The organism is Paenibacillus sp. MABNR03 (assembly GCF_050455445.1).
Lineage (GTDB): Bacteria > Bacillota > Bacilli > Paenibacillales > Paenibacillaceae > Paenibacillus > Paenibacillus xylanilyticus.
In genome coordinates this window covers 1,672,786-1,698,548 of sequence record NZ_JBCIYR010000001.1, presented here as the reverse complement: position 1 = coordinate 1,698,548, position 25,763 = coordinate 1,672,786, and the positions used below count along the sequence as shown (strand labels likewise).

21 protein-coding genes are annotated in these 25,763 nt (G+C 45.5%); 15 read left to right on the top strand and 6 right to left on the bottom strand.

Annotated features, from left to right (window positions below; all coding sequences use genetic code 11):
• Window positions 1–78 precede the first annotated feature (78 nt).
• Together AAIH57_RS07130 and AAIH57_RS07125 are read right to left on the bottom strand one after the other, a co-directional pair.
• Window positions 79–1,683 (bottom strand): extracellular solute-binding protein, encoded by a 1,605-nt coding sequence (locus AAIH57_RS07130; RefSeq protein ID WP_175398827.1) that lies wholly within the window; start codon window positions 1,681–1,683, stop codon window positions 79–81.
• Window positions 1,684–2,086: 403 nt separating this feature from the next.
• Window positions 2,087–2,488, bottom strand: coding sequence for a VOC family protein (locus AAIH57_RS07125; RefSeq protein ID WP_430021089.1), 402 nt, complete (start codon window positions 2,486–2,488; stop codon window positions 2,087–2,089).
• 193 nt (window positions 2,489–2,681) lie between these two features.
• On the opposite strand from AAIH57_RS07125, the gene AAIH57_RS07120 reads away from it, so the two are divergent.
• Together AAIH57_RS07120 and AAIH57_RS07115 are read left to right on the top strand one after the other, a co-directional pair.
• Window positions 2,682–3,170, top strand: a complete 489-nt coding sequence (locus tag AAIH57_RS07120; protein WP_430021088.1) for an NUDIX hydrolase — start codon at window positions 2,682–2,684, stop codon at window positions 3,168–3,170.
• 39 nt (window positions 3,171–3,209) lie between these two features.
• Window positions 3,210–3,659 (top strand): DUF1569 domain-containing protein, encoded by a 450-nt coding sequence (locus AAIH57_RS07115; RefSeq protein WP_430021087.1) that lies wholly within the window; start codon window positions 3,210–3,212, stop codon window positions 3,657–3,659.
• A gap of 231 nt (window positions 3,660–3,890) precedes the next feature.
• Here the strand turns inward: AAIH57_RS07115 and AAIH57_RS07110 are convergent, their stop codons facing one another.
• Window positions 3,891–4,802: an AraC family transcriptional regulator gene (locus AAIH57_RS07110; protein WP_175398821.1), complete on the bottom strand. Its 912-nt coding sequence runs from the start codon at window positions 4,800–4,802 to the stop codon at window positions 3,891–3,893.
• Window positions 4,803–5,003: 201 nt separating this feature from the next.
• Between AAIH57_RS07110 and AAIH57_RS07105 the strand changes: the two genes are divergently transcribed.
• Window positions 5,004–5,984, top strand: coding sequence for an aldo/keto reductase (locus tag AAIH57_RS07105; RefSeq protein ID WP_430021086.1), 981 nt, complete (start codon window positions 5,004–5,006; stop codon window positions 5,982–5,984).
• A 387-nt stretch (window positions 5,985–6,371) separates the two neighbouring features.
• Here the strand turns inward: AAIH57_RS07105 and AAIH57_RS07100 are convergent, their stop codons facing one another.
• Window positions 6,372–6,803, bottom strand: a complete 432-nt coding sequence (locus AAIH57_RS07100; protein ID WP_430021085.1) for a hypothetical protein — start codon at window positions 6,801–6,803, stop codon at window positions 6,372–6,374.
• A 246-nt stretch (window positions 6,804–7,049) separates the two neighbouring features.
• A complete protein-coding gene (locus tag AAIH57_RS07095; RefSeq protein WP_430021084.1) occupies window positions 7,050–7,919 on the bottom strand; it encodes a helix-turn-helix transcriptional regulator in 870 nt (289 codons plus the stop codon).
• Window positions 7,920–8,036: 117 nt separating this feature from the next.
• On the opposite strand from AAIH57_RS07095, the gene AAIH57_RS07090 reads away from it, so the two are divergent.
• From AAIH57_RS07090 to AAIH57_RS07055, 8 genes are all read left to right on the top strand, one after another.
• Complete coding sequence (locus AAIH57_RS07090; protein ID WP_430021083.1) at window positions 8,037–9,980, top strand: glycoside hydrolase family 127 protein; 1,944 nt, start codon at window positions 8,037–8,039, stop codon at window positions 9,978–9,980.
• Window positions 9,981–10,139: 159 nt separating this feature from the next.
• On the top strand, window positions 10,140–11,900 hold the full coding sequence (locus AAIH57_RS07085; protein ID WP_430021082.1) for a sensor histidine kinase: 1,761 nt from the start codon (window positions 10,140–10,142) through the stop codon (window positions 11,898–11,900).
• Window positions 11,897–13,027: a response regulator transcription factor gene (locus AAIH57_RS07080; protein ID WP_430021081.1), complete on the top strand. Its 1,131-nt coding sequence runs from the start codon at window positions 11,897–11,899 to the stop codon at window positions 13,025–13,027. The genes AAIH57_RS07085 and AAIH57_RS07080 overlap by 4 nt, the downstream gene beginning before the upstream one ends.
• Before the next feature lie 180 nt (window positions 13,028–13,207).
• Window positions 13,208–14,890: an extracellular solute-binding protein gene (locus AAIH57_RS07075; protein ID WP_430021345.1), complete on the top strand. Its 1,683-nt coding sequence runs from the start codon at window positions 13,208–13,210 to the stop codon at window positions 14,888–14,890.
• Between the two features lie 81 nt (window positions 14,891–14,971).
• Window positions 14,972–15,862 carry an ABC transporter permease gene (locus tag AAIH57_RS07070; RefSeq protein ID WP_175398815.1) on the top strand — a complete coding sequence of 297 codons (891 nt, stop codon included), beginning with the start codon at window positions 14,972–14,974 and terminating at the stop codon, window positions 15,860–15,862.
• A 22-nt stretch (window positions 15,863–15,884) separates the two neighbouring features.
• Complete coding sequence (locus AAIH57_RS07065; protein WP_175398814.1) at window positions 15,885–16,769, top strand: carbohydrate ABC transporter permease; 885 nt, start codon at window positions 15,885–15,887, stop codon at window positions 16,767–16,769.
• 268 nt (window positions 16,770–17,037) lie between these two features.
• Window positions 17,038–17,793 (top strand): class I SAM-dependent methyltransferase, encoded by a 756-nt coding sequence (locus AAIH57_RS07060; protein WP_430021080.1) that lies wholly within the window; start codon window positions 17,038–17,040, stop codon window positions 17,791–17,793.
• 76 nt (window positions 17,794–17,869) lie between these two features.
• Window positions 17,870–19,000: a GntR family transcriptional regulator gene (locus AAIH57_RS07055; protein WP_430021079.1), complete on the top strand. Its 1,131-nt coding sequence runs from the start codon at window positions 17,870–17,872 to the stop codon at window positions 18,998–19,000.
• A 63-nt stretch (window positions 19,001–19,063) separates the two neighbouring features.
• Here the strand turns inward: AAIH57_RS07055 and AAIH57_RS07050 are convergent, their stop codons facing one another.
• Complete coding sequence (locus AAIH57_RS07050) at window positions 19,064–21,547, bottom strand: family 43 glycosylhydrolase (RefSeq protein ID WP_430021078.1); 2,484 nt, start codon at window positions 21,545–21,547, stop codon at window positions 19,064–19,066.
• Window positions 21,548–22,037: 490 nt separating this feature from the next.
• Between AAIH57_RS07050 and AAIH57_RS07045 the strand changes: the two genes are divergently transcribed.
• The 4 genes from AAIH57_RS07045 (at window position 22,038) to map (ending at window position 25,745) form a co-directional block, all read left to right on the top strand.
• Window positions 22,038–23,336, top strand: coding sequence for an NCS2 family permease (locus tag AAIH57_RS07045; RefSeq protein ID WP_430021077.1), 1,299 nt, complete (start codon window positions 22,038–22,040; stop codon window positions 23,334–23,336).
• Window positions 23,337–23,734: 398 nt separating this feature from the next.
• Entirely contained in the window at window positions 23,735–24,331 is a 597-nt protein-coding gene (locus tag AAIH57_RS07040) for an acetylglutamate kinase (protein WP_430021076.1), read from the top strand.
• 230 nt (window positions 24,332–24,561) lie between these two features.
• Window positions 24,562–24,858, top strand: a complete 297-nt coding sequence (locus AAIH57_RS07035) for a hypothetical protein (protein WP_430021075.1) — start codon at window positions 24,562–24,564, stop codon at window positions 24,856–24,858.
• A gap of 146 nt (window positions 24,859–25,004) precedes the next feature.
• Entirely contained in the window at window positions 25,005–25,745 is a 741-nt protein-coding gene (gene map, locus AAIH57_RS07030; protein ID WP_430021074.1) for a type I methionyl aminopeptidase, read from the top strand.
• Window positions 25,746–25,763 lie beyond the last annotated feature (18 nt).

Sequence of the window (25,763 nt, the reverse complement as noted above, 5' to 3'; positions counted from 1 at the left end):
CCGTTCTTGACGAGATCAAGTTGTAACCGCTACCAACAAGAGATGAGAACATCCCATCCCTTATTGGCAATTGTCTTATTATTTTCCGTATGCGTCATTGACTGCCTGGGTCGCGTCATCCCCTCCGGCTGCTCGCCAATTCTGGACAACAACATCGAAATAATCGATACTTTCGCTACCCATAATGATTTTGGTGAAACCCTCAGTCAGGATATCATCCAGCGTTGTGCCGTAGCTCGACAATGCTTCAGGTGAAACTCCCCATAGAGCCGTCTTTGTGTAGTTCCCGCTGTCGAGCACTTTCTTCGCAAGACCGTAAGCATTCTTTGGAGCCCCTTGTTGCAAATAATCACCGACTGCTCCCGGTGTTGCGTTCTTCATAAACTCAACACTGTTGTTATATTTCTGCCACATTCCCGAAGTTGTGAGTCCACTGGTATCCTTGGATTCAAGGGCTGCGGATACAGCCTCAAACTGCTCGTAGTCGGAATTCGGATTAAGTACACGGAACGCTCCCACAACATGGGCAATATCGTTGTCCAGCAGGGCGGATAACGTTTCTTTGGATTCCTTGCCATTGCCTTCATCCACGATATAAGCATAGTCGTTCAAAATTTTAATCACTTCTTGAGGATTCTTGAATCCCTTTTTCATGACAATATAATTGTTGTTGGCGAAGAAAATGGATTGTTTCGCTTCCTTTCCATCGACGGTAGGGATGATATACGGATAAAAGATCGCGTCCTTACCCAGATTGGCTATCGTATCGACACCCGGATTATATCCCCACCACTGGTAGTAAGGCTGCATCCCCACTTTGCCGGCTACGATATCAGCGTTCATTGCATTAAAATCTTTGATTGCAAATTCCGGATCAATGATGCCTCGCTTGTACCATTCCGACCATTCAGCTAGCGCATTCTTCATCTCAGGCTGGACTGAGCCGTAAACCAGTTTTCCACTGTTATCCTCGATCCACATATCCGGATGTGCATTCCATGCAATGGCGAGCAGGTTCAGATAATCCAGCGTTTGATCTACCGCAATACCGTAACCGCCGTGTTTTTCCATGAATTTCAGTGCGATGTTCTTGATGTCTTCCACGGATTTCGGATCCTGGAGACCCAGTTCTTCTTTCCAATCGTTCCGAATCCAGATGAAGTCTGGTTGTTCAATTAATCCCCAGTGCATCTGAGGGATCCCGTACAGCTTACCTTCCTTCTTTCCAGACTCGTAACTGTCCGCATCTGCTTCCATGTAACCTTTGAGTCGATCTGAAGCGTGCTGTTCAAAGACTTCCGTAAGGTCCATCACCATATCCGCTTCCACCAACTGCCTCAATTGTGAGGGGTTAACCCTGAACACGTCGGGAAGATCGTTCGATGCTATAGCCAAATTTAATTTGGTATCGTACTCATCGCTTACCCAGTCTGTTTTGACATCGATATTAAACTTCTCTTTGTATCGCTTAATCCAGACATTGTTTGTGATATCGTCTCCTTGTGGATATTTTGCAGAAGTGTATTCTGACGTTACCGTGTGAATGGTTGTTGTTCCACCCTCGTTGGTGTCCGAATCCGTATTTGTCGGACTTTGCTCGGTGCTGCTTCCGTTCGTACAGGCTGCGAGTAATAAGGTCGACATACATAAAGACAACATTAAGTTTTTCGTTTTCTTTTTCATAGTGCTTCCCCCTTTTTCGCGATAGTTACTAATGACTTGCTTGAAAATATTGTAAAGGAGAAAGGGAACACGTGATATAAAAGTTATTGACGAGAAGCAGTAAGTTTTTTTACTTTCGATTTCAATGAGGAGAGATGATAAGAGAGGATCGTGCACTTATTTGACTTTTGACAAATCTTTTTTTTACATCGCAAATGAGGACTGACCAACTCATTCCAATGTAAGTACGTTTGCATTTTGGAAAATCGTAAATATTAGTACACTTGAGAAATGTAAGATGAATAAGGGAAGGAGGGGGAAGGGGGATACAACTGCTGCATTCGTGAACAAAGCAAAGGCGTGGCTATTTATGGAGGTGTAAAAAAACGCCGGTAACCCTTATCAGGTGACCAGCGTTTTCATATCAGCTTGGCGGCATTTGACTCTCATCCATGTACAGCAGGTTCCAGCGGTGACCGTCCAGGTCGGCAAATCCAGCGCCGTACATCCAGCCGTCAATTTCACTTGGCTTGCCAAAGATGCTTCCTCCGGCAAACTCTACTTTTTGAATAAAAGCATCTACTTCTTCTCTGCTTTCAGCGCCAATTGAAAATATTACTTCTGCGCTATGGGAAGTATCAGTCGTTTTTGAACTTGTAAATTTCTCAAACGCCGCATCCGGGAACAGCAGAATCGTTGTTTGGCCTATGGCAAGCTTGGCTCTCTCGTTACCAACGCTCACCGCATGGAATCCGATCTCATTGAAAAAGGCAGTTGACCTCTCAACATCCTTGACCGGCAGGTTAATCCACATTTCCTGTGACATGGCTGCAGCCTCCTGGAATATATTCTCAACAACTTCTACTATACTACTTCTGGTAGCAGAAGCGAATCATATAAATGAAACTTATACCAATCTTCATTTAGCTAACGGCATCGAATATCCATTCACGAAAGCAGGATAATTCAGGAACCACGTGGAATAAATATACATCTTTACCGAATGAGGAGGTCGTGTAGTGGCGTTTCCGACACATATTGTATCAGCAGGTGGAATTGTAGAAGATGGAAATGGAAATATCCTATTAGTAAAAGCTCATGACGATGGTTGGGTGTATCCTGGTGGCATCACTGAAGTTGGAGAAAATCTGATGGATGGCGTGATTCGTGAGGTCAAAGAAGAAAGTGGAATAGACGCCACGGTTAGCCATTTAATTAGTGTTGTTTCGAATACAGCGATACATAAGTGGTATGACGGTGTGACCGATGTTCCTACGAAGGTCATGTTTGACTTCGTTTGCAAGGCTGTGGGTGGTGAGTTAGCTATTTCTGATGAAACGAGCGAATGTAGGTGGGTTCCAAAGGAACAAGTTCTGGATTGGATTACATTACCCGCCATCCGATTGCGTTATGAAGCTTATTTGAACTTTAACGGCAATGTGAATTATATGGAGTACGTCACTGGGACAATGTCAGAATGTAATGTCAAACTTCAAAGGCATGTTTAATTGCACGAGGGCTGTAACTGTAAGGAGGTCTTTGTCCAAGTGAATACTATATTTGATCTATCACATGCCAAAGGGATTTTAATGCGCATCGATCAATTAGCCCAAGACTCCCAACCACAATGGGGGCGTATGGATGTTGCTCAAATGCTAGCTCATTGCACTTCGTTCCATGATGTAGCAACGGGAAAATCCCATTCCTCAAGAAGTTGGTTAGGAATGTTCATAGGAAAGTTTGTAAAACCCATTTTATATAACGACAAACCAATTCCTCGCAATATGTCTACCATTCCAACCATAATGATTGTGGACGAGAGGGAGTTTGAAGTAGAAAAGGAAAAACTAAAACAAAATATAATGACATTACAACGTAATGGTCCTAAGACTTGTGCAAATCAACGGCATCCTTTTTTCGGAGTACTTACTTCCGAGGAATGGGGCAAAGGGATTTACAAGCACTTGGACCATCATTTAAAACAATTTGGCGTGTAGTTTTAGTCAAACTAACTGGTAACGTTTATTCAATATCAAGTTCTAGTACTCGGACAGCTGCTGCTGCGAAATACAAGAACATGAGCCCATTGAGAGTCGCTATTTAGCGACTTTTTGCTTTTTGTTTAATCGGTACAAGTTATTCTAACCCTAATCTTCGCTATAACCGACTGCATGGAAGTATTCAGTTTCGATACGGTTATCATCCGAATCTTCGAAGCTCATTTAAATTTAAATCTTTCCCTCTCTCAATCGGTGAATATCTGCTCTGGGGGATAAACCAAATAAGCGGGAATATTCCCGGCTGAATTGAGATTGACTTTCATAGCCCACGCTGATTGCGGCGTTAGCTACATCGGTTGACTCGGTTATTAACAGTCGTCTGGCTTCCTGTAATCTCAATTGTTTTTGAAACTGAACCGGACTCATAGCCGTTACCTCTTTAAAATGCCGATGAAGCGAAGCTGCACTCATGCTCGCTATTTCAGCCAGCTCCTCAATTCGAAAGGGATCTTTATACGTTTCAATAATATGTTCAATTACTTTTCGTATTCGAACGGAATTGCTGCCTTCTAACGCCATTTGTTCGAGTGCTTCCCCATGTGGACCTTGCAGAATCCAGTAAAGTATTTCTTTCTTAATTAATGGAGCAAGTACTGGAATATGTTCTGCATGGTTTAGCAAAAAAGCTAATCGGTAAACGGCATCCAGCAAAGGTGGTTCAACGTGTCCTATAAACATCGCCCGTTTTGCATTTTTTTGGGGCCCAGGTTGAAGAGCAGCGTGATTTAGAACCTCTAAGACATCACTGGGTGAAAATTCAAGTTTGAGTGCCAAATAAGGAGATTCAGGTGTTGCTTTGATAACTTGACCAGTCACGGGTAATTCAACAGACGCAACAATGTAATCGTTAGGCCCGTATCTATAGCATTCTTCACCCAACCAAACCTCTTTTTCGCCTTGAATGATAATGCAAAAGGAGGTTTCGTTAACTCTAGCTACGGGTTCGCTAATCATGGATTCACGGATCAGAAATAAGGATGGAATAGGTGTAGGATGAACACCATCCTGATTTATGTAATGCTCAATAACTTTACTTAGTTCGTGCTCTTGGCTAAACTTCTCAGCAGTGAACTCAGGCATGTCCGCTTCTCCTTTACTCTTTCTTTTGCAAGTTTTCATTTTACTTGATTACTGAGGACAATGTAAGTGATTTGAGAGGATTAGGCACAAACTTGATATGAATGTGGGTAGGGTTTGCTTAACATTTATGACATAATCAAATTTATAATGATCCATTCAAGAGGGAAATATGTAAATACATGAAAGGGAGGAATAAATAAAATGGAATACGTTAAATTAGGTCATACAGGATTGGATGTATCCAGGTTTTGTCTTGGTTGCATGGGTTTTGGTGATCCAAAGAAGTGGATACATCAATGGGTACTTGATGAAGAAAAGAGCCGGCCAATTATTAAAAAAGCCCTTGATCTAGGAATCAATTTTTTTGACACCGCTAATGTCTATTCGATGGGGACCAGTGAAGAAATTATTGGTAGAGCCTTAAAGGATTATGCCAATCGTGATGAAATTGTGCTTGCTACCAAGCTACATGGCCGTATGCACCAAGGTCCAAATGGTGCCGGTCTTTCAAGAAAGGCAATCATGAGTGAAATCGATAAAAGTCTAAAGAGGCTTGGCACAGATTACGTAGATCTGTATATTATCCACCGCTGGGATTACAATACTCCCATTGAAGAAACGATGGAAGCGTTACATGATGTTGTGAAGGCCGGAAAAGCAAGATACATTGGTGCTTCCGCGATGTATGCTTGGCAATTCCAAAAGGCACTGTACGCAGCGGACAAAAACGGATGGACTAAGTTTGTATCCATGCAGAATCATTTGAATCTGATGTACCGTGAAGAAGAGCGTGAAATGTTACCACTGTGTAAGGAAGAGGGAATTGGAGTAACCCCATATAGTCCACTTGCATCAGGAAGATTAACACGTGATTGGTCGGAAACAACGCTTCGTTCAGAAACGGATCAAATCCAGAAATCCAAATATGATGCGACTGCAGATGCAGATCGATTGATTGTCGAACGAGTTGCAGCCCTCGCAGAAAAACATGGTGTCCCACGAATCCATATCGCACTTGCCTGGTTGCTGCAGAAAGAAACCGTCTCATCTCCGATTATTGGAGCCACAAAAATATCTCATCTAGAAGGTGCCATAGGAGCTTTAGATATGAAGTTAACAGCTGAAGAAATTGAGAGCTTGGAGGAGCCTTACGTACCACACTCGATCGTTGGACATGCGTAATTGAAGAATCTACAGTTACGAAGAATGAGATGGAAGTTCGTAGGGTGATCTTCTTTTGTCCACCAAAATTTGATAAAGTGGGGAAAAAATATGCCTTACATTGTTGAATTAATCTTATCTGTATTGATTTTGATTGGAATTTATTTTTTAGTAGCTAGTATACTTGAAAATCCCCGAATGGGTAGTTACGTTGAACATCGATATAAACAATTCGAGAAGAATCTCTACGAAGATAAATCTGAGGAATTGAAATAAGGCACATAAAGTATGGTAGAGTTGCTTCATTGATGTCAATGTATCTAAGATAAGCCTCCAAATGTGAACAATGAAAAAAAAGCGGACAAGCGATAGAACAAAGAGGAGGCTTAGTTATTTTGAATCGATCAATTAATCCGAGTATGCAACAGCATTAAAGCTCTCAATACCTATTCGAGTCGCATCTGCTGTGCAAAAAAGATATAAGGTATAAACCAGTTCATTAGATGGTGGTAATGGGACATTAAAATCGGATGCATTAATGGTGACGACTTGTACAGCGTTCGGATTTTCTTCAGAAACACTGACCGAATACAGGGCATAGGCAACAAGCGAATCAGTACCACGTACAACAGAAAATGAAATCACGGAGTCAAATGGTGGAGTTGTAGGGAATGCAAGTTCAGCGATCCCCGATAATTGTACACGGATGTTTCCGCCTGCACCAGTTACATCTAGACCAACCTCAGCGATGGCAACAGGCGTATTAGCTGGCAGGGGGATGGAGATGGTATTACCATAACTCGCGTTTTGAGAGGTTCGAGCATCCAGTAGTTTCGCCATAAAGCATACCTCCAATAGTTTTTAAGATATGGTATGCCATTTTTCAAAACATGTCGTCCGCAGAATGGAAATTATCTCTTGTTAGTACGGGCTTTGAAAATATTGAAAGCAAAACTTTGAATAGTATTTAGGGCTAACCGCCTGAAGCATGCTTCAACAAACAAGAATGCGAATTAAAATTCGTTCATACATTAAAAGAAGAACGATTCAACCGGTCCACTGTGCCGAATGAATTCGCTCTTTTTTTTATTTCAAATATTGCCTGCGAAATTGCAATGGAGAAAGGCCGAATTCGCGTTTGAAGCAGGACGAGAAATAGGGGGAGTGACGAAAACCCACTTCCTCGGCGACCCGGTCAATGGACCAATCGGTGGTGACCAGGAAACGTTTGGCCCGCTCCAGCCGGTACTGCTGCAGATAATCCGATGGCGTGCAGCCGTACCTCGCTTTCATGCAGCGAACGATATAATTCGGATGAAAATGGAGGGCAGACGCAATCGCATCATTGGTGATTTTCTCCCGATAGTTGGCCTGAAGGTATGCCGCAGTCCGTTCGGCTAGTCGGGAAACCACGGAATCCGTTCGCCCGAAGCTTCCTTCTTCAAGCAAGCCAAGCAATTCGCCAAGCAAATGCTGCTCCTGCCAAAAGGAAAGGGCTGAGGGCTGAGCCAACAGCTGTTCCACCATGCCAAACACCCTCCATGAGTCAGGCAAATGCATATACTTCGGCAATCTCAAGGTGTAAGGGTTAATGAATGGCCTGGTTGAATAAAGCGATGGATTGTTCTCCGTTTTCTCTTCCGGAAAAACATCCTGTCTGGGGGCATGTTCGAAGTGCACCCAGTAAAAAACGGTATCCTGATCGCAGGGCTGGAGAGGATAATGTTCCGCATCAGGCAGCAAGAGCAGCATGTCCCCTTCTGTTAGCGTCCAAGCCGATCCATTCTCCCCAATGTGCATCTCGCCACGAACCAGTATCAGCAAATCATACGCCCCGATATTGCTGCGGTGGGGATGTTGATCCCCTATTTTGTATTCCGTTCGGCCCGATCCCAGATAATAGGGCAGCGGGGGGATCCGAAGTTCAATCAAGGTGTCTTCCACCAGAACATTCACGCCCCTTCGCCTGTGTTAAATTTTATAGAAATTGGTTCATTCCATCGCTATTAAGTCCCTAGCACCAAGCATATAATTGAGTTCGTAAAGAGTCAATTTATATAGGAGGTACGGTAGATGCAGACAACACAGGTTCACATCCGGGACAAATTTTGGGAGGATTATTCCGAATTGGTTCGCCAAACAGTCATTCCCTATCAATGGGAAGCGCTGAACGATCGCATCGCAGGGGCAGAACCGAGCTATGCCATACGCAATTTCCGGATCGCTGCCGGATTGGAACAGGGCGAATTCGGGGGCTGGGTGTTTCAGGACAGCGATTTATATAAATGGTTGGAAGCGGTTGCTTATTCACTGAGAAACCAGCCGGATCCCGAATTGGAGAACATCGCTGACGGAGCCATCGATCTGATTGGTCAGGCTCAGCATGATAATGGGTACATAAACACCTATTTCACGATCAAGGAGCCGGGCAATGAGTGGACCAACTTGTATGAGGCCCACGAATTATACTGTGCCGGGCATCTGATTGAAGCTGCGGTGGCTTACGCCGAAGCGACGGGCAAACATAAGATAATGGACATTGCATGTCGCTTTGCCGACTTGATCGATACTCTTTTCGGCACTGGGGAGAACCAGAAGCGGGCATATTGCGGGCACCAGGAGATTGAACTGGCCCTCGTCAAGCTGTATCATGCAACCGGGGAGGAACGTTACCTAAATCTGAGCCGATATTTCATCGATGAGCGTGGCAGCAGCCCGAGTTATTTCACCCAGGAATGGGAACGGCGCGGCAGAACGGGCATCTGGTCACAAGGTTCACCCAATCTGGAGATGTACCAATCGCATCTTCCGGTGCGTGAACAAACGGCTGCGGTCGGACACTCCGTACGTGCCGTATACATGTATACGGCCATGGCCGATCTAGCCCGCTTGACGAATGATGACAGCTTGAGGGCGGCGTGTGAACGGCTGTGGGCCAATACAACCCGCAAACAGATGTACATTACGGGCGGCATCGGAGCAACGCATCTTGGCGAGGCGTTCACCTTTGACTATGATCTGCCCAATGACGCAGTGTACGCGGAGACATGTGCATCCATCGGACTCATCTTCTGGGCACGCCGGATGCTTCACCTGGAAGCGAAAAGCGAATATGCCGATGTGATGGAACGAGCGCTGTACAACAACGTGCTTGGCAGCATGTCCAAGGACGGCAAACATTTTTTCTACGTCAATCCGCTTGAAGTATGGCCGGAGGCCAGTAAACGCAATCCGGACAAGCATCATGTGAAACCGGTCCGCCAGAAGTGGTTTGGCTGTTCCTGCTGCCCGCCGAACGTGGCCCGTTTGCTCAGCTCGCTGAACGATTATATCTATGATGTGTCTGCGGAAGGGAACGCGGTTCACGTTCATTTGTACATTGGCAGCACAGTGCAGTTTACATCAGCTGAAGGCCGGGAAGTCACGCTGAGTCAGCGTTCCGAACTCCCATGGAACGGCAAAGTTGACTTCAACGTCTCGCTTGCTCCAGGAAGCGCCAATGGCGCTGCCTTTACGCTCGCGCTGCGGGTCCCCAACTGGTTCCAGAGCGGGCAGCCTGTTCTGCGTGTGAATGGTGTAGTGCAGGAGGTTACGGTGAATAACGGTTATGCACATATCAACCGACTCTGGTCGGAAGGAGATACATTGGAGTGGCTGCTGCCACTGGAAACGAAGCTGATTGAAGCTCATCCGCAAATCCGGGCCGATGCCGGCAAGGCAGCCATTCAGCGCGGACCACTTGTTTATTGCGTGGAAGAGGCGGATAACAGAGCACCACTTGCCTCGTTATCCATTGCCGAGACAGCCCATTTGACGGAGCGGGAAGCCCCACATCTGCTCGGCGGTTGCGTTGTGGTGGAGGGTGACGGGTTGGTCGCGGACGGATCCGCATGGCCGGAGGATCAGCCGTACCAGCCGATCCGCAAGACTCGTAATCCGGTACGCTTCACGGCCATCCCTTATTATTTATGGGGCAACCGCGAACCGGGTGAAATGAGCGTATGGCTGCGTAACTAAGGCGGGAATCATCGAATCGAACCCAACATTGCAAGGCATTGCATGGCAAATGAACATAACGCGTGGTTTCGAGACTGGCAGGTCAGGAGGTCCCTGGTGTACTACCGGGGGCCTTCCGCCATGCCCTGCATGTTGAAACCCGGAAGCGGAGATGAATGCATGAACACAGACCATGTACGAAAGTCCCGTATGGAACGAATCACGCTGAAAAATCGAATTCTTCTGCTTTTTGCGGTCGTAGCCCTCATTCCTTTCCTTTTATCCTGCTACCTATCCTACCGTACGATCAATTCCATTCTGACGACCAAACTGCAATCCGGCATCCAAAGCAATCTGAAACAGGTGACATTGTCCCTGGAAAACACACTCAGCAACCTGAACCATGCCTCCCAGCAACTTGCCTTCGAAGGAAGCATCGGCAAACAGCTGGAACAGCTCATGATTGCGGATCAACCCTATGACCGCAGCTATTTGACCGACCAGATCAAATACCAGCTAAACCTGATTGCGTTTACCAATCCCAATATCGGGTTGTCCATGTACTATTTTCGTGAAGACGATACTTATCTTTTTGAAACGATGGGGGTGAAGGATTCATTCGATCCGGAGAAACTGCCCATCATGGCCAGTTATTACGGAATTACGTATTTCGGACCCCATATCAGCAACGACAGGTTTAACGATCAATACGTTCTTTCAGCGCTGCGAAAGGTGGATCTGCCTGAACGTGAGGATGCCTATGTGTACATTGAATCCGGGTTTAAGCTAACGCAAAGCATCCTTGACCTGGACGATGTCAGCAAAAACACGGCTCATCTCATTTTGGATAACCATGGGCGAGTCTCTTACAGCGAGTTAGGAGATATGTTTCCTGAAAACACGACTTTTCCTGATTCTGGACATTCTGCGGTTGCCGCAGCAACTTCGGGCCTCACCTCAGATTATTACTGGTACAGGCAGTACAGCAACCAGGGATGGAGTGTGGTATCACTTGTTTCCAAAGCGGATTACGACCAGGAGAAAAACCAGTGGATGATGCAGATGTTTCTGTTAACCGTGTTGTTTGCCGCAGTCAGCCTGGCGATCGGCTGGTTGCTGTGGAAAATGGTATATCGGCCATTGTCCCAATTTCATCGGGAGATGAAGCAGATGCTTGACAGCAACTTCGACGTGGTGGATGCAAACTCCCGCATACCAGAGTTTGAAATGCTGCTGACGCAGTTCGGGCGGATGAAATCTCACATTGCAAGGTTATATTCCGAGGTTGAGATTAAAGAGAAGCGCAGGGCGGATCTGGAAATCGAAAAGCTGCTCTACCAAATCAACCCGCATTTCCTGATGAATACGCTGGATACCGCACATTGGCTGGCTGTCATGAATGGACAGGAGGAGATTGACCGGCTCGTAACTTCGCTGAACAAGTTGCTGTATTACAATTTGCGTAAAGGCGGCCAGAGCTCTACTATCCGTGAGGAGATGGATTCGCTCAGGCAGTATCTCATCCTGCAGCAGATTCGCTATAATTTTCAATTCGATGTTCGCATACACATCGATGACGAACTGCTTAATGTATCGGTGCCGAGGTTCATTCTGCAGCCGCTGGTTGAAAACTCCCTTTACCATGGGCTGGACGACAAGGGAAGGATTGAAGTGGAGGTAAGCAGGCACAACAGCCGGCTTGAAATCTCGATCAGGGACAATGGCAGAGGCATCTCGGAAGAAAAGATCAAAGAGCTGCTGGAACAAGAACAGGCCGAACGTCATCGGGTTGGAATGGGGATCGGCATGAATTATGTCAAGCGTATGCTGGAGTCTTATTATGAAGGTCATGCCACCCTGAGCGTATCCAGCGAACCGGGAAAAGGAACCTGGATTGTCATACAACTGCCTATTCAATGCAAAGGGGAGGAATCACCATGATCAAGGTGCTGATCGTCGATGACGATCAACTTGTACGCAAAGGACTCATGCTCGCGATGCCGTGGGATGCATTTGAAATGAAAGTCATTGGCGAAGCGGGGAATGGTGAGAGAGCGCTTGAATTTTTATCAGAGAACCGCGTGGATTTATTGATTACAGATTTGGCCATGCCTGTCATGTCAGGAATTGAGCTAATCCGTATCGCACGCAAGCAATTCCCGGAATTGCCGATTGCTGTCCTTACGCTGCATCAGGATTTCGAATACATTCAGGAAGCGCTGCGTTTGGGCGCCATTGACTACATTGCCAAAGTACAGCTAGAGAAAGAACGGTTCGAGGAAGTGCTCGGCCGCATCCATGATCGTATTCTGACCGACAGGCGAAAACGTTTAAATGACGATACCGTATCAGAATCCGATAAGGACGCGTTGTTTTATGGGGGGGCCGACACAGGTAGACAATTACTGAACGAATCGATCTGCGAATGTGAGCAGACCGGATCGACATGCGTTGAAAAGGGAGAGGGGAGTCTAAAGGACAAATTGCACTCCTTTCGCTGGGTTCATGATGAGCGATATATGAGTGAACTGCTGCAAGAATTGAGGACCATGAGATTGCCCGTACCCCGATTGATGCAGTTGCTATACGGCGTTACGGTAGACTGGAACCGAACATTCAAAAACATCGTCCAAACGGAAATGACCACGCCCGTTCATTTTGCGTCATGGCAAGACGTGGTGGAATGGATGGCAAACTTTCGTGCAGAAGCGCTTGTATTATCGGGCGGCCAGTACCTTCGCAAGGAGGTGAGCAGCAGCATTTTAACCGCAGTCAAAATGGTTCATGACGAGCTGCAGAAACCGTTATTTGCCAGCGATGTCTCGAAGCGGGTCAATCTCAGCCGCAGTTATTTCAATCAATGCTTCAAGGAAATGGTCGGTTATTCTTTTAATGAATATCTTCGCAAAGTCCGGATTGACAAGGCGCGGGACTATCTGACCCAAACGGCTAAACCGATTGTCTGGATTGCGGAGCATACGGGTTATGCAGACGAAAAGTACTTTAGCCGGATGTTCCGGGAACAGGTCGGCATGCTGCCAAGCGAGTACCGTAATGCACCACGATGAGGGTAGACGGATGGAGGTCAGGGGTGATGAATGGATTGTAAGCGTTATCAAAATCGGACGTTTGACCGCCTGTTTCTCGTTCGCCCCTCTATCCATAAACGTTTTCCGTCCGTGTTATATTGTTGGTGCTGGACGCTAATGACATTCCATTAAAGGGGGAGCATCCATTTGAGCAAAAAAATGGTCATGGTGGCGATGATGCTGTTACTCACATTCACGAGCGCCTGCAGCAGCGCAGGCAGCAAGGAGAACGGAACGGCGGGAAACAATACCACGCCTGGCGTTGCTGAAGAAGGGCCGGCGGATCCGTTCGGCAAATATGATCAGGCGATTACCCTAACGTATGGTAAAGAAGTCGATCCAACGGACAAAAGTTTGCCTGCCGGAGATACGCCGGAGAATAACCAGTATTCGCGTTATGTGAAGGACAATCTGAACATCGATACCAAGGTAACCTGGCAGGCGGCCACCGGAACGAACTATGAGCAGAAAGTAAATCTGGCGATTTCAAGTAACGATTTGCCCGATGCGCTCGTGGTCAAGGATACCCAATTGCGGGCGATGGTGAAGGCTGGGCAGCTGGAGGATCTAACCGATGCATTTAATCGATATGCTTCTCCGGCCATGAAGAGTTATATGGAAAAAACGAACGGTGTATCGGCTGAGGCGGTAACATTTGACGGGAAAATGTATGCTATCCCTAGTATACAAGTACACTCCGACGGTGTTCACCAAATGTGGATACGCAAGGACTGGCTCGACAAGCTGGGACTTGAGCCGCCAAAAACAATGGAAGATCTGGAGAACGTTGCGAAAGCATTCGTGGAACAGGACCCGGATGGGAACGGCCAGAACGATACGATCGGTATTGCCGGACAACAGAACGGCGGCCGGTTATACGCCAATTTTTTGGAATCGACGAACAACACATATGGACTTGATCCGATCTTTGGAGCGTACAAAGCTTATCCTGGGTACTGGTTAAAAGACGATTCAGGCAGCCCTGTCTACGGCTCCATTCTGCCCGAAACGAAGGAGGCGCTCGCCAAACTGCGCGACATGTATGCTAATGGGTTAATCGACAAGGAACTTGGCATACGCAAAAGTGCGTCCGAGCCGGTAGTCAATGGTAACGCAGGTATCTTCTTCGCTCCGTGGTGGATGGGATATGGACCACTGCCGGATGCGATCAAAAACAATCCTGAAGCCAACTGGCAAGCATATCTGCTGCCGCTGGATGCCGAAGGACAATTTAACGCTCACATGGGAGCGCCTTCTACCGTATTCGTCGTCGTTCGCAAAGGATATGAGCATCCCGAAGCCGTTATCAAAATGCTGAACCTGCTCATTCGGGACGAATCGAAATTCGATATCTCCGTGCCTGTAGGACATTATCCGCTGCGTGTTCCGATGTCCTATATGGATGAGAGCGAATATTCGGCAAAAGCGCTGCAGGAAGTGCTCGCTGGCTCCAAAAAACCTGAAGACTTTACCGATCCGGGCTACAAATTGCTTGCGGCAGATATCCAAAATGTCAAAAAGGTAAAGAAAGAGCCGTATGACAATATGGACATCCAGTACTGGGATCCTCAGGCAGACCTTGGCGTATGGAGCCGCATCTATTCGCTATTGGTCGGATCATCGTCCTTGCAGCAGGATTACAACAAGGTATATAGCCTTCTATACTCCCAGACTCGCACGATGGAAAGCCGCTGGTCGAACCTGAAGAAGCTGGAGGATGAAACCTTCCTGAAGATCATTATGGGAGCTGCCCCTTTGGATACATTCGATACGTTCGTCAGCGACTGGAAAAAGCAAGGCGGGGACAGAATTACTGAGGAAGTCAAGGAGTATGTCAAGTAGACAGCCGTCCAGAGCGCCGGATTCATCCGGCGCTTCTTCTGGAAAGAATCAGGATGGGAGATTGCAAGGGAGGAACACCGGATGCGAAACCGAAGTTTCATCAAACATTATTACATCATGTTGTTGCCCGGAATGGTGTGGCTGCTGTTCATCAGCATCATTCCCATGTTCGGGATTGCCATCGCCTTTCAGGACTTTAACCCGGGCCAAGGCATCTGGAAATCGACCTGGATCGGGCTCGAAAACTTCGAATATATGTTTAGCCTGAACGATACCAAAACCATTTTCTTTAATACGGTGTACATTGCTGTCATGAAAATTGCGGGCAATCTGATCGTGCCGTTGATCTTTGCAATTATGCTCAATGAATTGCGTCTCATGGTGGTCAAGCGTTGGGTTCAAACAATCGTATACCTTCCGCACTTTTTGTCTTGGGTTATTCTGTCCGGCATATTGCTCGATGTGTTTTCGTATACGGGTCCTGTCAATGGACTACTCAACTTGCTGGGGATTGAACCGGTGTTGTTCTTTGCCCGTGCAGACCTGTTCCCGTTTATTGTTGTAGGCAGTGATGTATGGAAGGAATTTGGTTTCAACACGATCATCTATCTGGCAGCGCTGACGGGCATCAGCCCATCTCTTTACGAAGCTGCATCGATTGACGGTGCAACCCGGATGCGCAGAATCTGGCACGTGACTTTACCAGGCTTGCGAACTACGATTGTGCTCTTGGCCGTGCTAAGTTTGGGAAACGTGCTCAACGCAGGCTTTGATCAAATTTTCAATCTGTACAATCCGCTGCTGTACTCGACGGGTGACATTATCGATACCTGGGTATATCGCGAAGGTCTGCTGAACATGCAGTACGGACTTGCAACCGCGGTTGGGTTGCTGAAATCGGTGGTCAGTTTCGTGCTCATCATTGTCTCGTACCTGCTTGCTTCGAAGTTCGCCAATTACCGCATATTCTGACAATGAGAAGGAGTCGAGCGAGATGATAAGAGAAACGACGCTGCGATCCAGAGTATTCGATGTCACGCTGCTGGTCGTGCTGCTCCTGATCGCGTTCCTGTGCATTTTGCCTCTCTGGTATACGCTGGCCGTGTCTTTAAGCGAAAAATCGGCTGCTGCTGCGGGTAAAGTATGGTTATGGCCCGTTGGCTTCAACTTCAATTCATACCAGCAAATTATCGGAGACCGTTCCTTTTTCAATTCCTTCTGGATTTCCATTCAGCGGGTTGTGCTTGGTGCGACAATCACGTTTATCGTGACGACAATGATGGCTTATCCGCTCTCCAGAAGCCCGCGCGAATTTCGCATGCGCAACGTGTTTATGTGGATTCTCGTGTTCACACTGCTGTTCAACGGTGGGTTGATTCCATGGTATATGACCGTAAAGGCCATCGGGCTTTATGATACCATTTGGGCGCTCGTTCTTGGCGGGGGAGTGCCGGTATTTAACGTCATTCTGATCGTGAACTATTTCCGCAATTTGCCCAAGGAGCTCGACGAGGCTGCGCTCGTGGACGGGGCCGGGCCGTGGAGAATGTTGATCACCATTTATGTGCCGCTGGCCGTGCCCGTGCTGGCTACTGTAACGTTGTTCACCATCGTGTACCATTGGAACGAGTTCTTTCATGGTCTGGTGCTGACTTCAGGGCAGGATCATTATCCACTGCAAACGTTAATCCAGCAATTTGTCGTGGTCATCGACGCGTCCAACATGACGGAAGACCAATATAAGCGGATGAATGAGTTGTCCAATCAAACACTGAATGCCGCGAAAATTTTCATCGCCATGCTTCCTGTCTTGATTGTATATCCATTCCTGCAGCGCTTTTTCATCCACGGGATTACACTCGGCTCGGTGAAGGAGTAGTTGCTTGGTTCATGATGCAATACGTGTTTATTGCAGTGTTCCCTGGTCGGCGCATTTCTGTCAAATTGATAATCCTGTATGAAGATGGGGCTGTGTGTTCCATTTTCTTGCAGGATTTTTGCACGGTTCGATATGTATTAGACGATATAACTCCTTCGAGAGTAGTTTTTGTATTGTACAAAATAGGAAATTAAAGTCGCAAAGCTTCTCTTTATTTTAATGGAATTCATCTGTATCATTTGATTAAAATCAGATGGGAGAGGACGAAATGAAAAATACAGAAAAGTTTTCGAACCGGGTCGATTCCTATTTGAAATACCGCCCGAGCTATCCGGAAGAGGCAGTTCAATATTTGTACGACTTCGTTGGATTGCGTTCGAATAGTAAAATATCAGACATCGGTTCAGGTACAGGGATTTTTTCCAAGCTGCTTCTGGAACACGGCAGCAATGTGATTGCGGTTGAGCCCAATCGGGCCATGCGGGCAGCCGCAGAGCAAAGGTTAGAAAGCTATCCAAAGTATCAAAGTATTACAGGTTCTGCAGAATCTACTGGGTTACCTGATCAGTCGGTGGAGTTTATAGTATGCGCACAGGCTTTTCATTGGTTTGATCGTTTAGCAGCGCAGACCGAGTTCCGCAGAATTCTACAGCCGGGTGGGAGAGTGATACTCATCTGGAATTCCCGTATTACAACGGGTACTCCATTTCGTGAACAGTACAATCAGTTGCTTCATACATACGGAATCGATTACGAAAAAGTCAATCATAAAAATATTTCCCGGACGATGCTTCTGTCTTTTTTTAAGGAAGGTTCGATGCAAGAAGTGCGATTCAGAATGAGTCAGGAATTCGATTTCAAGGGCTTGAGAGGACGGTTGCTATCATCTTCCTACAGTCCTGTACCCGGGCATCCAAATTACAATCCGATGATGACAGAACTGCGAAATCTATTTGATCGGAATCATCAAGATGGTATTGTTCCATTCGATTATGAAACGGAGATATTTTGGGGAGAAGTATAGTTTGATTTGATGGTCTTTGTGACCAACTAGTTGTCCGAAGGATAGAACACATAGTATAGTTAAAGTGGTGATTTTCATGAAAAATATACCATTATACAAGCAAATTCAGCATGTAATAAAACATCAAATTACGCTCGGAAATCTGCGTTCAGGAGACCGGATTCCTTCGGAAAAAGAATTGGCGGAACAGTTCCATGTCAGCTTAATAACGACCAAAAATGCTATGGCGGGGCTAGCTGAGGAGGGCGTGGTTGTCCGCATAAAAGGAAAAGGGACTTTCGTTGCTGGCCAAGCCTCGTTTAAGCTGCGCATACCGAATGAAACATACCAACAAACAGACGAGAGCCCTGAGATGCTTCATATCCCGTTTTCTTCAAAACCAAAAGAAATGATAGGTATTATTATCCCGTCCATGCGAACCAAAGTGGAGCAGCGTCTGCTCGATTCGATTGAAAACGCTGTCAATGAAAACGGATATACGCTGGTTATTCGTGTTACGAGAGGTAGTTCAGTTAAAGAACTCCAGGCAATTGAAGAGCTTTGTGCGTTGGGAGTTAGGGGATTAGTGCTGTTTTCCATTGGAAGTGAACATGAACGGCATACGGTTGACCGAGCTTCAGAACTGGGGTGTCCGTATGTATTAATTGACCGTTATTATTCGGACAAACCAAACGTAAGCGTATGCTCTAATAATATAGAGGGGGCGCATAAAGCGGTAACAAATCTGGTTAAGCAAGGGTTTCGACAGTTTGCTTTAGTTACCCCGCCCAAAGAGCACAGCGTTGTGATCGAACGCATTGCAGGCTTTGAACAAGCGGTGGCGAAAGCACGCTTACCACAAGAGGACATCATATGCCTCACGATGCCCTATGAAATTTTTAATGAAGAGATTCAACATAGAGAGCAGATCCTAGACAAGTGGGTCAGTCAATACTATGGTCAATTTACAGCTTTGGTGGCTGTTGACGTTGAACTAGCCCGTTTGGCTCATTATTCGTTAATCCGTACCATTGGCAAGGAGAGAGCAAAACGCATAGCAATCGTAACGTTCGATGATCCTGGGATCGCTGGTATTGCCTATGTTCAACAGAACGAGAAGATGATTGGTATACAGGCTGTCACCTTGCTATTGGATCAGATGCATCACGGCATACGAACTCCCAAAAAACTCTTTGTGCCAATGGAGTGGATTCCATCATCATCATAACAACCGAAAAAGTAAAAGAAGGTGATTCGACAATACATACTGCCGAATCCCTTCTTCTTATCATTATGGGGTTATACGGAAATTGTCGAAACGTGTATGATTATTCATGGTTCGCAGGCCAACCTTGCCGTGCGTGAATGGATTCATGCTATTATCCTTGTACGTGATCTTTGGTGTGTTCATATCGTCAACATACACCTTAATTGTCGTACCGGAGGTCACTACCTTCATATGCTCCCAGGTACCTGAAGCAATGGAGAGGGGGGCCGAAGCGAGCTCCTTGTAGCCGTAGTTCATTTTGCCCAGGTAGACACCATTTGACTTAATGAATGCATAGTAACCTTGTACATAATCCGGATTATTCGCGAGCACTTTACCATTGGAGGGGTTATTGACCCGCACCATAATTCCTGCATCTCCACTAGTATCAATAAGTTTAATGTCTGACTCAACCGTATAGTCAGCCCAAGTATCTTTGCCAATAGTGCTCTTGGCGAACATGCCGCTGCCTGCAGAATCTAGCTCACCATCAATGACGGACCAGTTTCCTTCGAATTGAGTCCAACCACTGTCATTGCCATCATTAAAATCATCAAACAGGCCTGTCACAGACTCACTGGGTGTAAATGTCATATCGCTGAAATCAAATTCGCCTTTCACAAACTCGAACCGCAGTTCATGATTGCCAGCAGTCAAATACAGACCCTTCTTGCTGGCCGTTGTCCAGTTCTCCCACTCACCTGAACTAGGTACACTTACAACACCTGTTAGATCCGTTGTTTCGCTCCAAACCCGGAAGCTTGCATCGTTAAACGTCGTGGCTAGTCGAACATCCAAATCATAGTATCCGGTTTCGGCTACATTAACACGATACTTAAGCCATTCACCAGTCTGATTCCAGCCAACAACATTTTTGCCTTCAGCCGCAGAGCTGCGAATATCAACTGCGTCGTTCCTGTAGGCACCTCCAAGATTAGCTGGTGAAAGATCATGATAAGCGGTTCCTTCATTTCCAGCCATATAATGAACGGCTTCAATCTTACCCGGCAAGGGCTTATACGAATTCCAGGCACTGCTACCGTTTACTTTATTGCTAAATGCCGTATATCCAAAATCAGCGTGCACATCTGTAGTTGTGTAACCGATTTTACCGCCTTTTAGTCCATCAATTGTTCGAGTCTGCTTCTTCATCCCGTCCACATAGACAGTAAAGGAAGAACCAGCCTTCTCTACGCGGATTTGATGCCATTTGGAATAGTCGTAACCCGTTGGAAGCGATGCATATTGCCAGCCTTGACTCACGCCCTCTACGACGTAATTTGTCTCCAAACGATTCTTATTACGATTCAGTACCGCGACGCCGTAAGAGTTCTCATTGGTGTAGGAGAAGACAGCACCATATACTGGGTTTTCACTACTACCCTGTTTCATCTGTTTTGTGTTGAACTCGGCCGTATAATCGTTGGCACTATTAACTGCTGTGACCTGACGGTAAGTTGATGCAGTACCAATGGTATCCTGCCACATTAGCTCTTGATTGTAAATTCCCCATGTGCCGCCCCCAACATTCGTCCAATTGCTGCCGAGCGATGTCCTGTTAAAGCGATCCTCAAAATCCGGCATTTCCGGATTTGGCTGTGATTCGGTTGTAGGTCCCTGCACAAGAAGCTTATCTCCATTCCAAACGATCCGATCCATATTCATTTTACGTCCCGGGTAGGTTGTATTCCCATCAGAAGCATGACTATGGTATACGATATAATCTGAATCAAGATCAGGCCCTTTGATGATTGAATTGTGACCAAGTCCGACATTAGAGCCTTCGGTATTAATAAGTACTGGATTCATGTCCGCAGCCGGCTTGAAACCAACTGTTGGGCTGCTCCCCGTTGCATAATCGACACGGTAGGCAGTGCTCCAGACATGGTTGCCCGTGTAAGTCATGTAGTATTTTCCATCTCGTTTGAAAGTGGTTGATCCTTCTGTCCAACCAGCCATGGATAATCCGGTTGAGAGAGGAGCCCCGAATGTGGTTGGGCTTGTCATCGGACGTGCCGCAATTGTATTTGAACCGGTGGAGTAGAAGTACCATTTACCGTCATCGTCGATGAAGACATTGCCGTCAATGCCCATACCCAGGTTGCCTGTTTGAAGTGTGAAGGGGCCAGTGGGGCTGGGACTGGAAAGTACGTAGTGACCACCGCCTCCTGGGGAGGTGTACATATAGAATTGACCGTTCCAATATACAACTTCGGGGGCATATGCCGCCTTGGTCACGGCCTCCGTTGAACATAAACCGCGATATGTCCAGTCAACCAGATTTGTGGATGACCATACTTTCACACCTACCGAGTCATCTACTGTGCTGACATACAGGTAGTAGGTCCCATTGAACTTCAAAATATATGGGTCACCTTCACCATAAAAATCGCTATTCGACCAATGCCAAGAGTTTGTTAAATTAAACGGATTATTGTAGGCATACATATTCGAGGGCATCAGAAAGCATAAGGCTGCACTTAAAAAAAGAATTCTCCATTTTTTCATATTGCAACTCCTTTATTATTAAATATCTGTAAATATAATCATTTCTAAATAGAGAGAGACACCTCCTGAATTCGAAATGTGGGCGCTTTCTATAATGGAGTATAACAAAGGAACGCTCGGATTCTTATAACCAATTAGATATAATTTTTAAGGATCTTTATGCGTTGGCACGATATCTAAAGTAACTACGACCACTCCAAAAAACGAATGAATAATATATGTAATATCTATATAGTTCGTAAATAACTGTGAACAAATCGTTAGATCGTTGACAATGGGTGTTATATTTATTAGAATACGAAATGGACATCAGGTTAAAAACAGGTATGAGCATCCTTATTGTTGGTTTGGAAGCTTACAATTATAGAGCTGTTAAATCCTAATGAATGACGTATATAGGAGCGATAATATTACAATCCTATATGAAGATTAGGATTTTTTTTGTTTTTAGCTTTGGAGCATAATATGAAGGTTGGAGGCTGGCTTTATCATGGACAATTGGTTCAAATTAAAAGAAAGAGGCACGAGCGTTTCCACGGAAATCATCGCAGGGATCACGACGTTCTTCACGATGGTATACATAGTGATCGTAAACCCAGGAATACTCAGCAGTACAGGAATGGACTTCAATGGAGTATTCATTGCTACGGTGCTGGCAAGTATTGTGGCGACACTGATTATGGGATTATGGTCTAATTATCCAATCGTCCTGGCGCCTGGGATGGGCTTGAATGCTTTCTTTGCCTATAGCGTGGTTGGCGGTTATGGTGTGTCTTGGCAGGTTGCACTGGGAGCGGTATTTATCGCAGGGCTTTTGTTTATTATTTTATCGCTTACTTCATTCCGTTACATGCTGCTTGATGCAATTCCTTCGAGTCTTAAACACGCGATAACAGCGGGGATCGGATTGTTTATTACAACCGTAGGCCTGCAAAATTCCGGGATAATTGCTGATTCAGAATCGAACTTGATTACCCTCGGGAACCTGGCAGAGCCAATGACTTACCTGACCATTATCGGACTGATTATCACGGTTGTGCTAATGGCCTACAATGTAAAAGGTTATCTGTTCATCGGAATGGTGATTACAGCGATACTTGCGTGGATCATGGGGCTGTTCCAAATGCCGGAAACCATTGTATCCATGCCGCAAGGCATTACGACAACGGCCTTCCAATTGGATCTGGCAGGCGTATTCTCTAATGGGCTGTATACGATCATATTTACTTTCCTGCTGATCACCCTTTTTGATACGACAGGAACGATGCTCGGAGTAGCTGAACAAGCGGGACTGCTCAAAGATGGTAAATTTCCGCGTTCACGCGGTGCGCTGCTGGCCGATGCGGTAGGGACAACTTCTGGGGCACTGTTGGGAACAAGCCCTACCTCGGCTTATATCGAGTCCAGCACAGGGGTAGCTGCAGGCGGTAGAACAGGACTGACAGCGGTAACGGTAAGTGTGCTGCTCGCTCTTACTTTGTTCTTTACACCGATCGTGAGTGTGATATCAGGTATTCCGGCGATCACTTCTCCGGCACTGATCATTGTTGGTTACTTTATGATCAATGTCATCAGCAAAATCAATTGGAAAGATCTCGAAGAAGCGTTTCCTGCCTTCCTGATCATCATACTTACTCCGTTGACGCACAGTATTGCGACAGGCATCGGCGTAGGGTTCATTTTTTATCCGGTACTCAAGCTGCTTCGCGGAAAAGGCAAGGATGTTCATCCGATATTCTACATTTTTGCGGTATTGTTCTTCATTCAGCTTGTGTTCTTGGACCACTAATACACTGTCTAATAAAAAGGAGAACTGCTTATATACAGGCAGTTCTCCTTTTTTCGGAGCCATGAAATTCACAACATGGAATATGGCGAGCAGATGGCTTCTTTAATGAATGATCATTTTCAAATGCAACAAAGAGGTCGCATCTCCAACGATGGCTTCAACTGGATAAGGAGGGTGTACACTGTCTCTTGTAGTACACATAATCTGCCTAGAGACATGGAGAGAATCCGTCTAAGAAAAGATGGATGTAAAACCAGTGTAACTCCTATTCATCCATTTATTTTGTTTATCCTCAATCACAGTTTCAGGGAATGACGAGCGAGTCAACCATGGTGGATTAGAATGCACCAATGAAGGCTATAGTCTATATATTGTTGTAAAAAAGGAGTTGTTGGATAATGATTAATTATGTTCCTACGTACTATTATCCTGTCTTTCGAGTAGCCGATCACTTGAGCTGGCCGCCAGCCAACATAGATTTAAACAGGAAGCTCAGAGCACTATGGGAACAGCACGTGTTCTGGACGAGATTAACAGTGAATAGTATCGTCGATGGGCTTGATGATGTCAAACCAACAACCGCAAGACTTCTACGAAATCCAAGTGATTTTGCAATGGTGCTTGAACCGACTTATGGAACTGCTATTGCCAATCAATTTGAAAAAATGTTCAGAGAACATTTAACGATTGCCGCAGAACTTGTCAGTGACTTAAAGGCTGGTAACACTACTGCAGCGGAAGATGCTCAGAAACGATGGTATGCCAATGCAGATGCGATTGCAGCTTTTATGGCCCATATTAATCCATATTGGTCTCAAGTGGAATGGCAACGGATGATGTATGAGCATTTACGTCTCCTCAGTGAAGAGGTTGCAACTCGCATCGCGAAAGACTACGTAAGAAATGTTGCAATAAGTGATTCCATTGAAAAACAGGCTCTAGAGATGGCTGATATGATGACAATCGGAATTGCACAACAATTCCCTGCCGTATAGAAGTTTTAATGAATTTGTAGATGCTTGGGGTTCAGTTAAAACTAAACTAAACAATGAAAGCTAGAAGACGTTCAACTTAGGTTTATTTCTTCATTACGAGCGTGTCAAGGGACAAGAACATATTTCTTTTGAGAGTCGCTATTTTAGCGGCTTTTTATTTTATAGGTCAAGTTTTTTCCTAAGCCAATGTCAAAAAGTTACTGCCATATGACCAGCAGACCAAAGAACAATTGAACATCATGATGTGTAAAAACATGTATAACAACACTCAATTAAATGAGGCAGAGAGCATGTATTCCAACTTAATAGCAGCTGAACAGCTAACTTTTCCTTCCCATTTACCTGTCCTTTTCTTTGTACAAGCCAACCACCCTGTGACAGATCAATGGATCCCTGAACATGTGAAGCAAATAGAGGAGTCTCTGTATGGAGAAATGGTCTTGTTGGACGCGGGACATTATGTATATCGTTCCCATGCAAAAGAAATCGCTGGAAAAATACAAGAACCTGGCATCAGTCCACCCTGATCGATTGCTTTGTTCAACTAACGTTGGGACGTTTATAAAAAAGTTGCTAAGCTTCGCTCCTTTGGATATGATTATTTAATGCGGTGTTTTCGAGAAAATAACACTTATATGGTTAATTGATAATAATGGATAGTGAGGTAAGCGAAATGATTGCAAGAACAGAAGAAGACTTTAATGGTTTGAAGGAAATCGGCAAAATTGTTGCCTCGATTAGAGATGAATTGGTACGAAGAACAATTCCCGGTATAACGACAAAAGAGCTTGACGATATAGCTGGAGAGCTTTTCGAGAAAGAAGGCGCAGTGTCAGCTCCAAAAAGTGAATATGATTTCCCTGGTTATACTTGTATTAGTGTTAATGAAGAAGTGGCACATGGTATTCCGGGAGATCGGGTCATCCAAGAAGGGGATCTGGTGAATGTAGATGTTTCCGGCTCAAAGAACGGTTATTTCGCTGATACAGGAATCTCGTTTGTCGTAGGCGAGGGAGAAGAAGTGTTAACGAAAATATGCAGTGTTGCTAAACAAGCATTTGAAGCAGGTCTTAAAAAAGCAAAGCCTGGCTCCAAAAAAAGCGGAATTGGAAAAGCAGTATTCGTAACTGCAAAACAACATGAATTAACGGTCATCAAAAACCTTACAGGACATGGTGTTGGACGCGCAATCCACGAAGCACCTGACCATATTTATAATTATAACGATACATCGGATGATGAGTTGTTAAAGGAAGGGATGGTTATCGCTTTTGAACCATTTGTCTCAACCCTTGAAGAGGAAGTATACCAAAAAGGAGACGGATGGACCTTTGCTACAAAAAAAAGCTATGTAGCACAAGTGGAACATACGATTATCCTTACTAAAAATGGTCCAATTATTGTCACGCTTTAATGAATTCAATAAGCAAAA

Excerpts from the sequence above, each read along its gene's own strand:
- AAIH57_RS07045 (WP_430021077.1), top strand. The coding sequence starts at position 22,038 with ATGGACAATTGGTTCAAATTAAAAGAAAGAGGCACGAGCGTTTCCACG.
- AAIH57_RS07055 (WP_430021079.1), top strand. The coding sequence starts at position 17,870 with ATGAAAAATATACCATTATACAAGCAAATTCAGCATGTAATAAAACAT.
- AAIH57_RS07100 (WP_430021085.1), bottom strand. The coding sequence starts at position 6,803 with ATGGCGAAACTACTGGATGCTCGAACCTCTCAAAACGCGAGTTATGGT.
- AAIH57_RS07125 (WP_430021089.1), bottom strand. The coding sequence starts at position 2,488 with ATGTCACAGGAAATGTGGATTAACCTGCCGGTCAAGGATGTTGAGAGG.
- AAIH57_RS07040 (WP_430021076.1), top strand. The coding sequence starts at position 23,735 with ATGATTAATTATGTTCCTACGTACTATTATCCTGTCTTTCGAGTAGCC.
- AAIH57_RS07080 (WP_430021081.1), top strand. The coding sequence starts at position 11,897 with ATGATCAAGGTGCTGATCGTCGATGACGATCAACTTGTACGCAAAGGA.
- AAIH57_RS07065 (WP_175398814.1), top strand. The coding sequence starts at position 15,885 with ATGATAAGAGAAACGACGCTGCGATCCAGAGTATTCGATGTCACGCTG.
- AAIH57_RS07050 (WP_430021078.1), bottom strand. The coding sequence starts at position 21,547 with ATGAAAAAATGGAGAATTCTTTTTTTAAGTGCAGCCTTATGCTTTCTG.
- AAIH57_RS07060 (WP_430021080.1), top strand. The coding sequence starts at position 17,038 with ATGAAAAATACAGAAAAGTTTTCGAACCGGGTCGATTCCTATTTGAAA.
- AAIH57_RS07070 (WP_175398815.1), top strand. The coding sequence starts at position 14,972 with ATGCGAAACCGAAGTTTCATCAAACATTATTACATCATGTTGTTGCCC.
- AAIH57_RS07110 (WP_175398821.1), bottom strand. The coding sequence starts at position 4,802 with ATGCCTGAGTTCACTGCTGAGAAGTTTAGCCAAGAGCACGAACTAAGT.
- AAIH57_RS07085 (WP_430021082.1), top strand. The coding sequence starts at position 10,140 with ATGAACACAGACCATGTACGAAAGTCCCGTATGGAACGAATCACGCTG.
- AAIH57_RS07105 (WP_430021086.1), top strand. The coding sequence starts at position 5,004 with ATGGAATACGTTAAATTAGGTCATACAGGATTGGATGTATCCAGGTTT.
- AAIH57_RS07130 (WP_175398827.1), bottom strand. The coding sequence starts at position 1,683 with ATGAAAAAGAAAACGAAAAACTTAATGTTGTCTTTATGTATGTCGACC.
- AAIH57_RS07075 (WP_430021345.1), top strand. The coding sequence starts at position 13,208 with ATGGTCATGGTGGCGATGATGCTGTTACTCACATTCACGAGCGCCTGC.
- AAIH57_RS07090 (WP_430021083.1), top strand. The coding sequence starts at position 8,037 with ATGCAGACAACACAGGTTCACATCCGGGACAAATTTTGGGAGGATTAT.
- map (WP_430021074.1), top strand. The coding sequence starts at position 25,005 with ATGATTGCAAGAACAGAAGAAGACTTTAATGGTTTGAAGGAAATCGGC.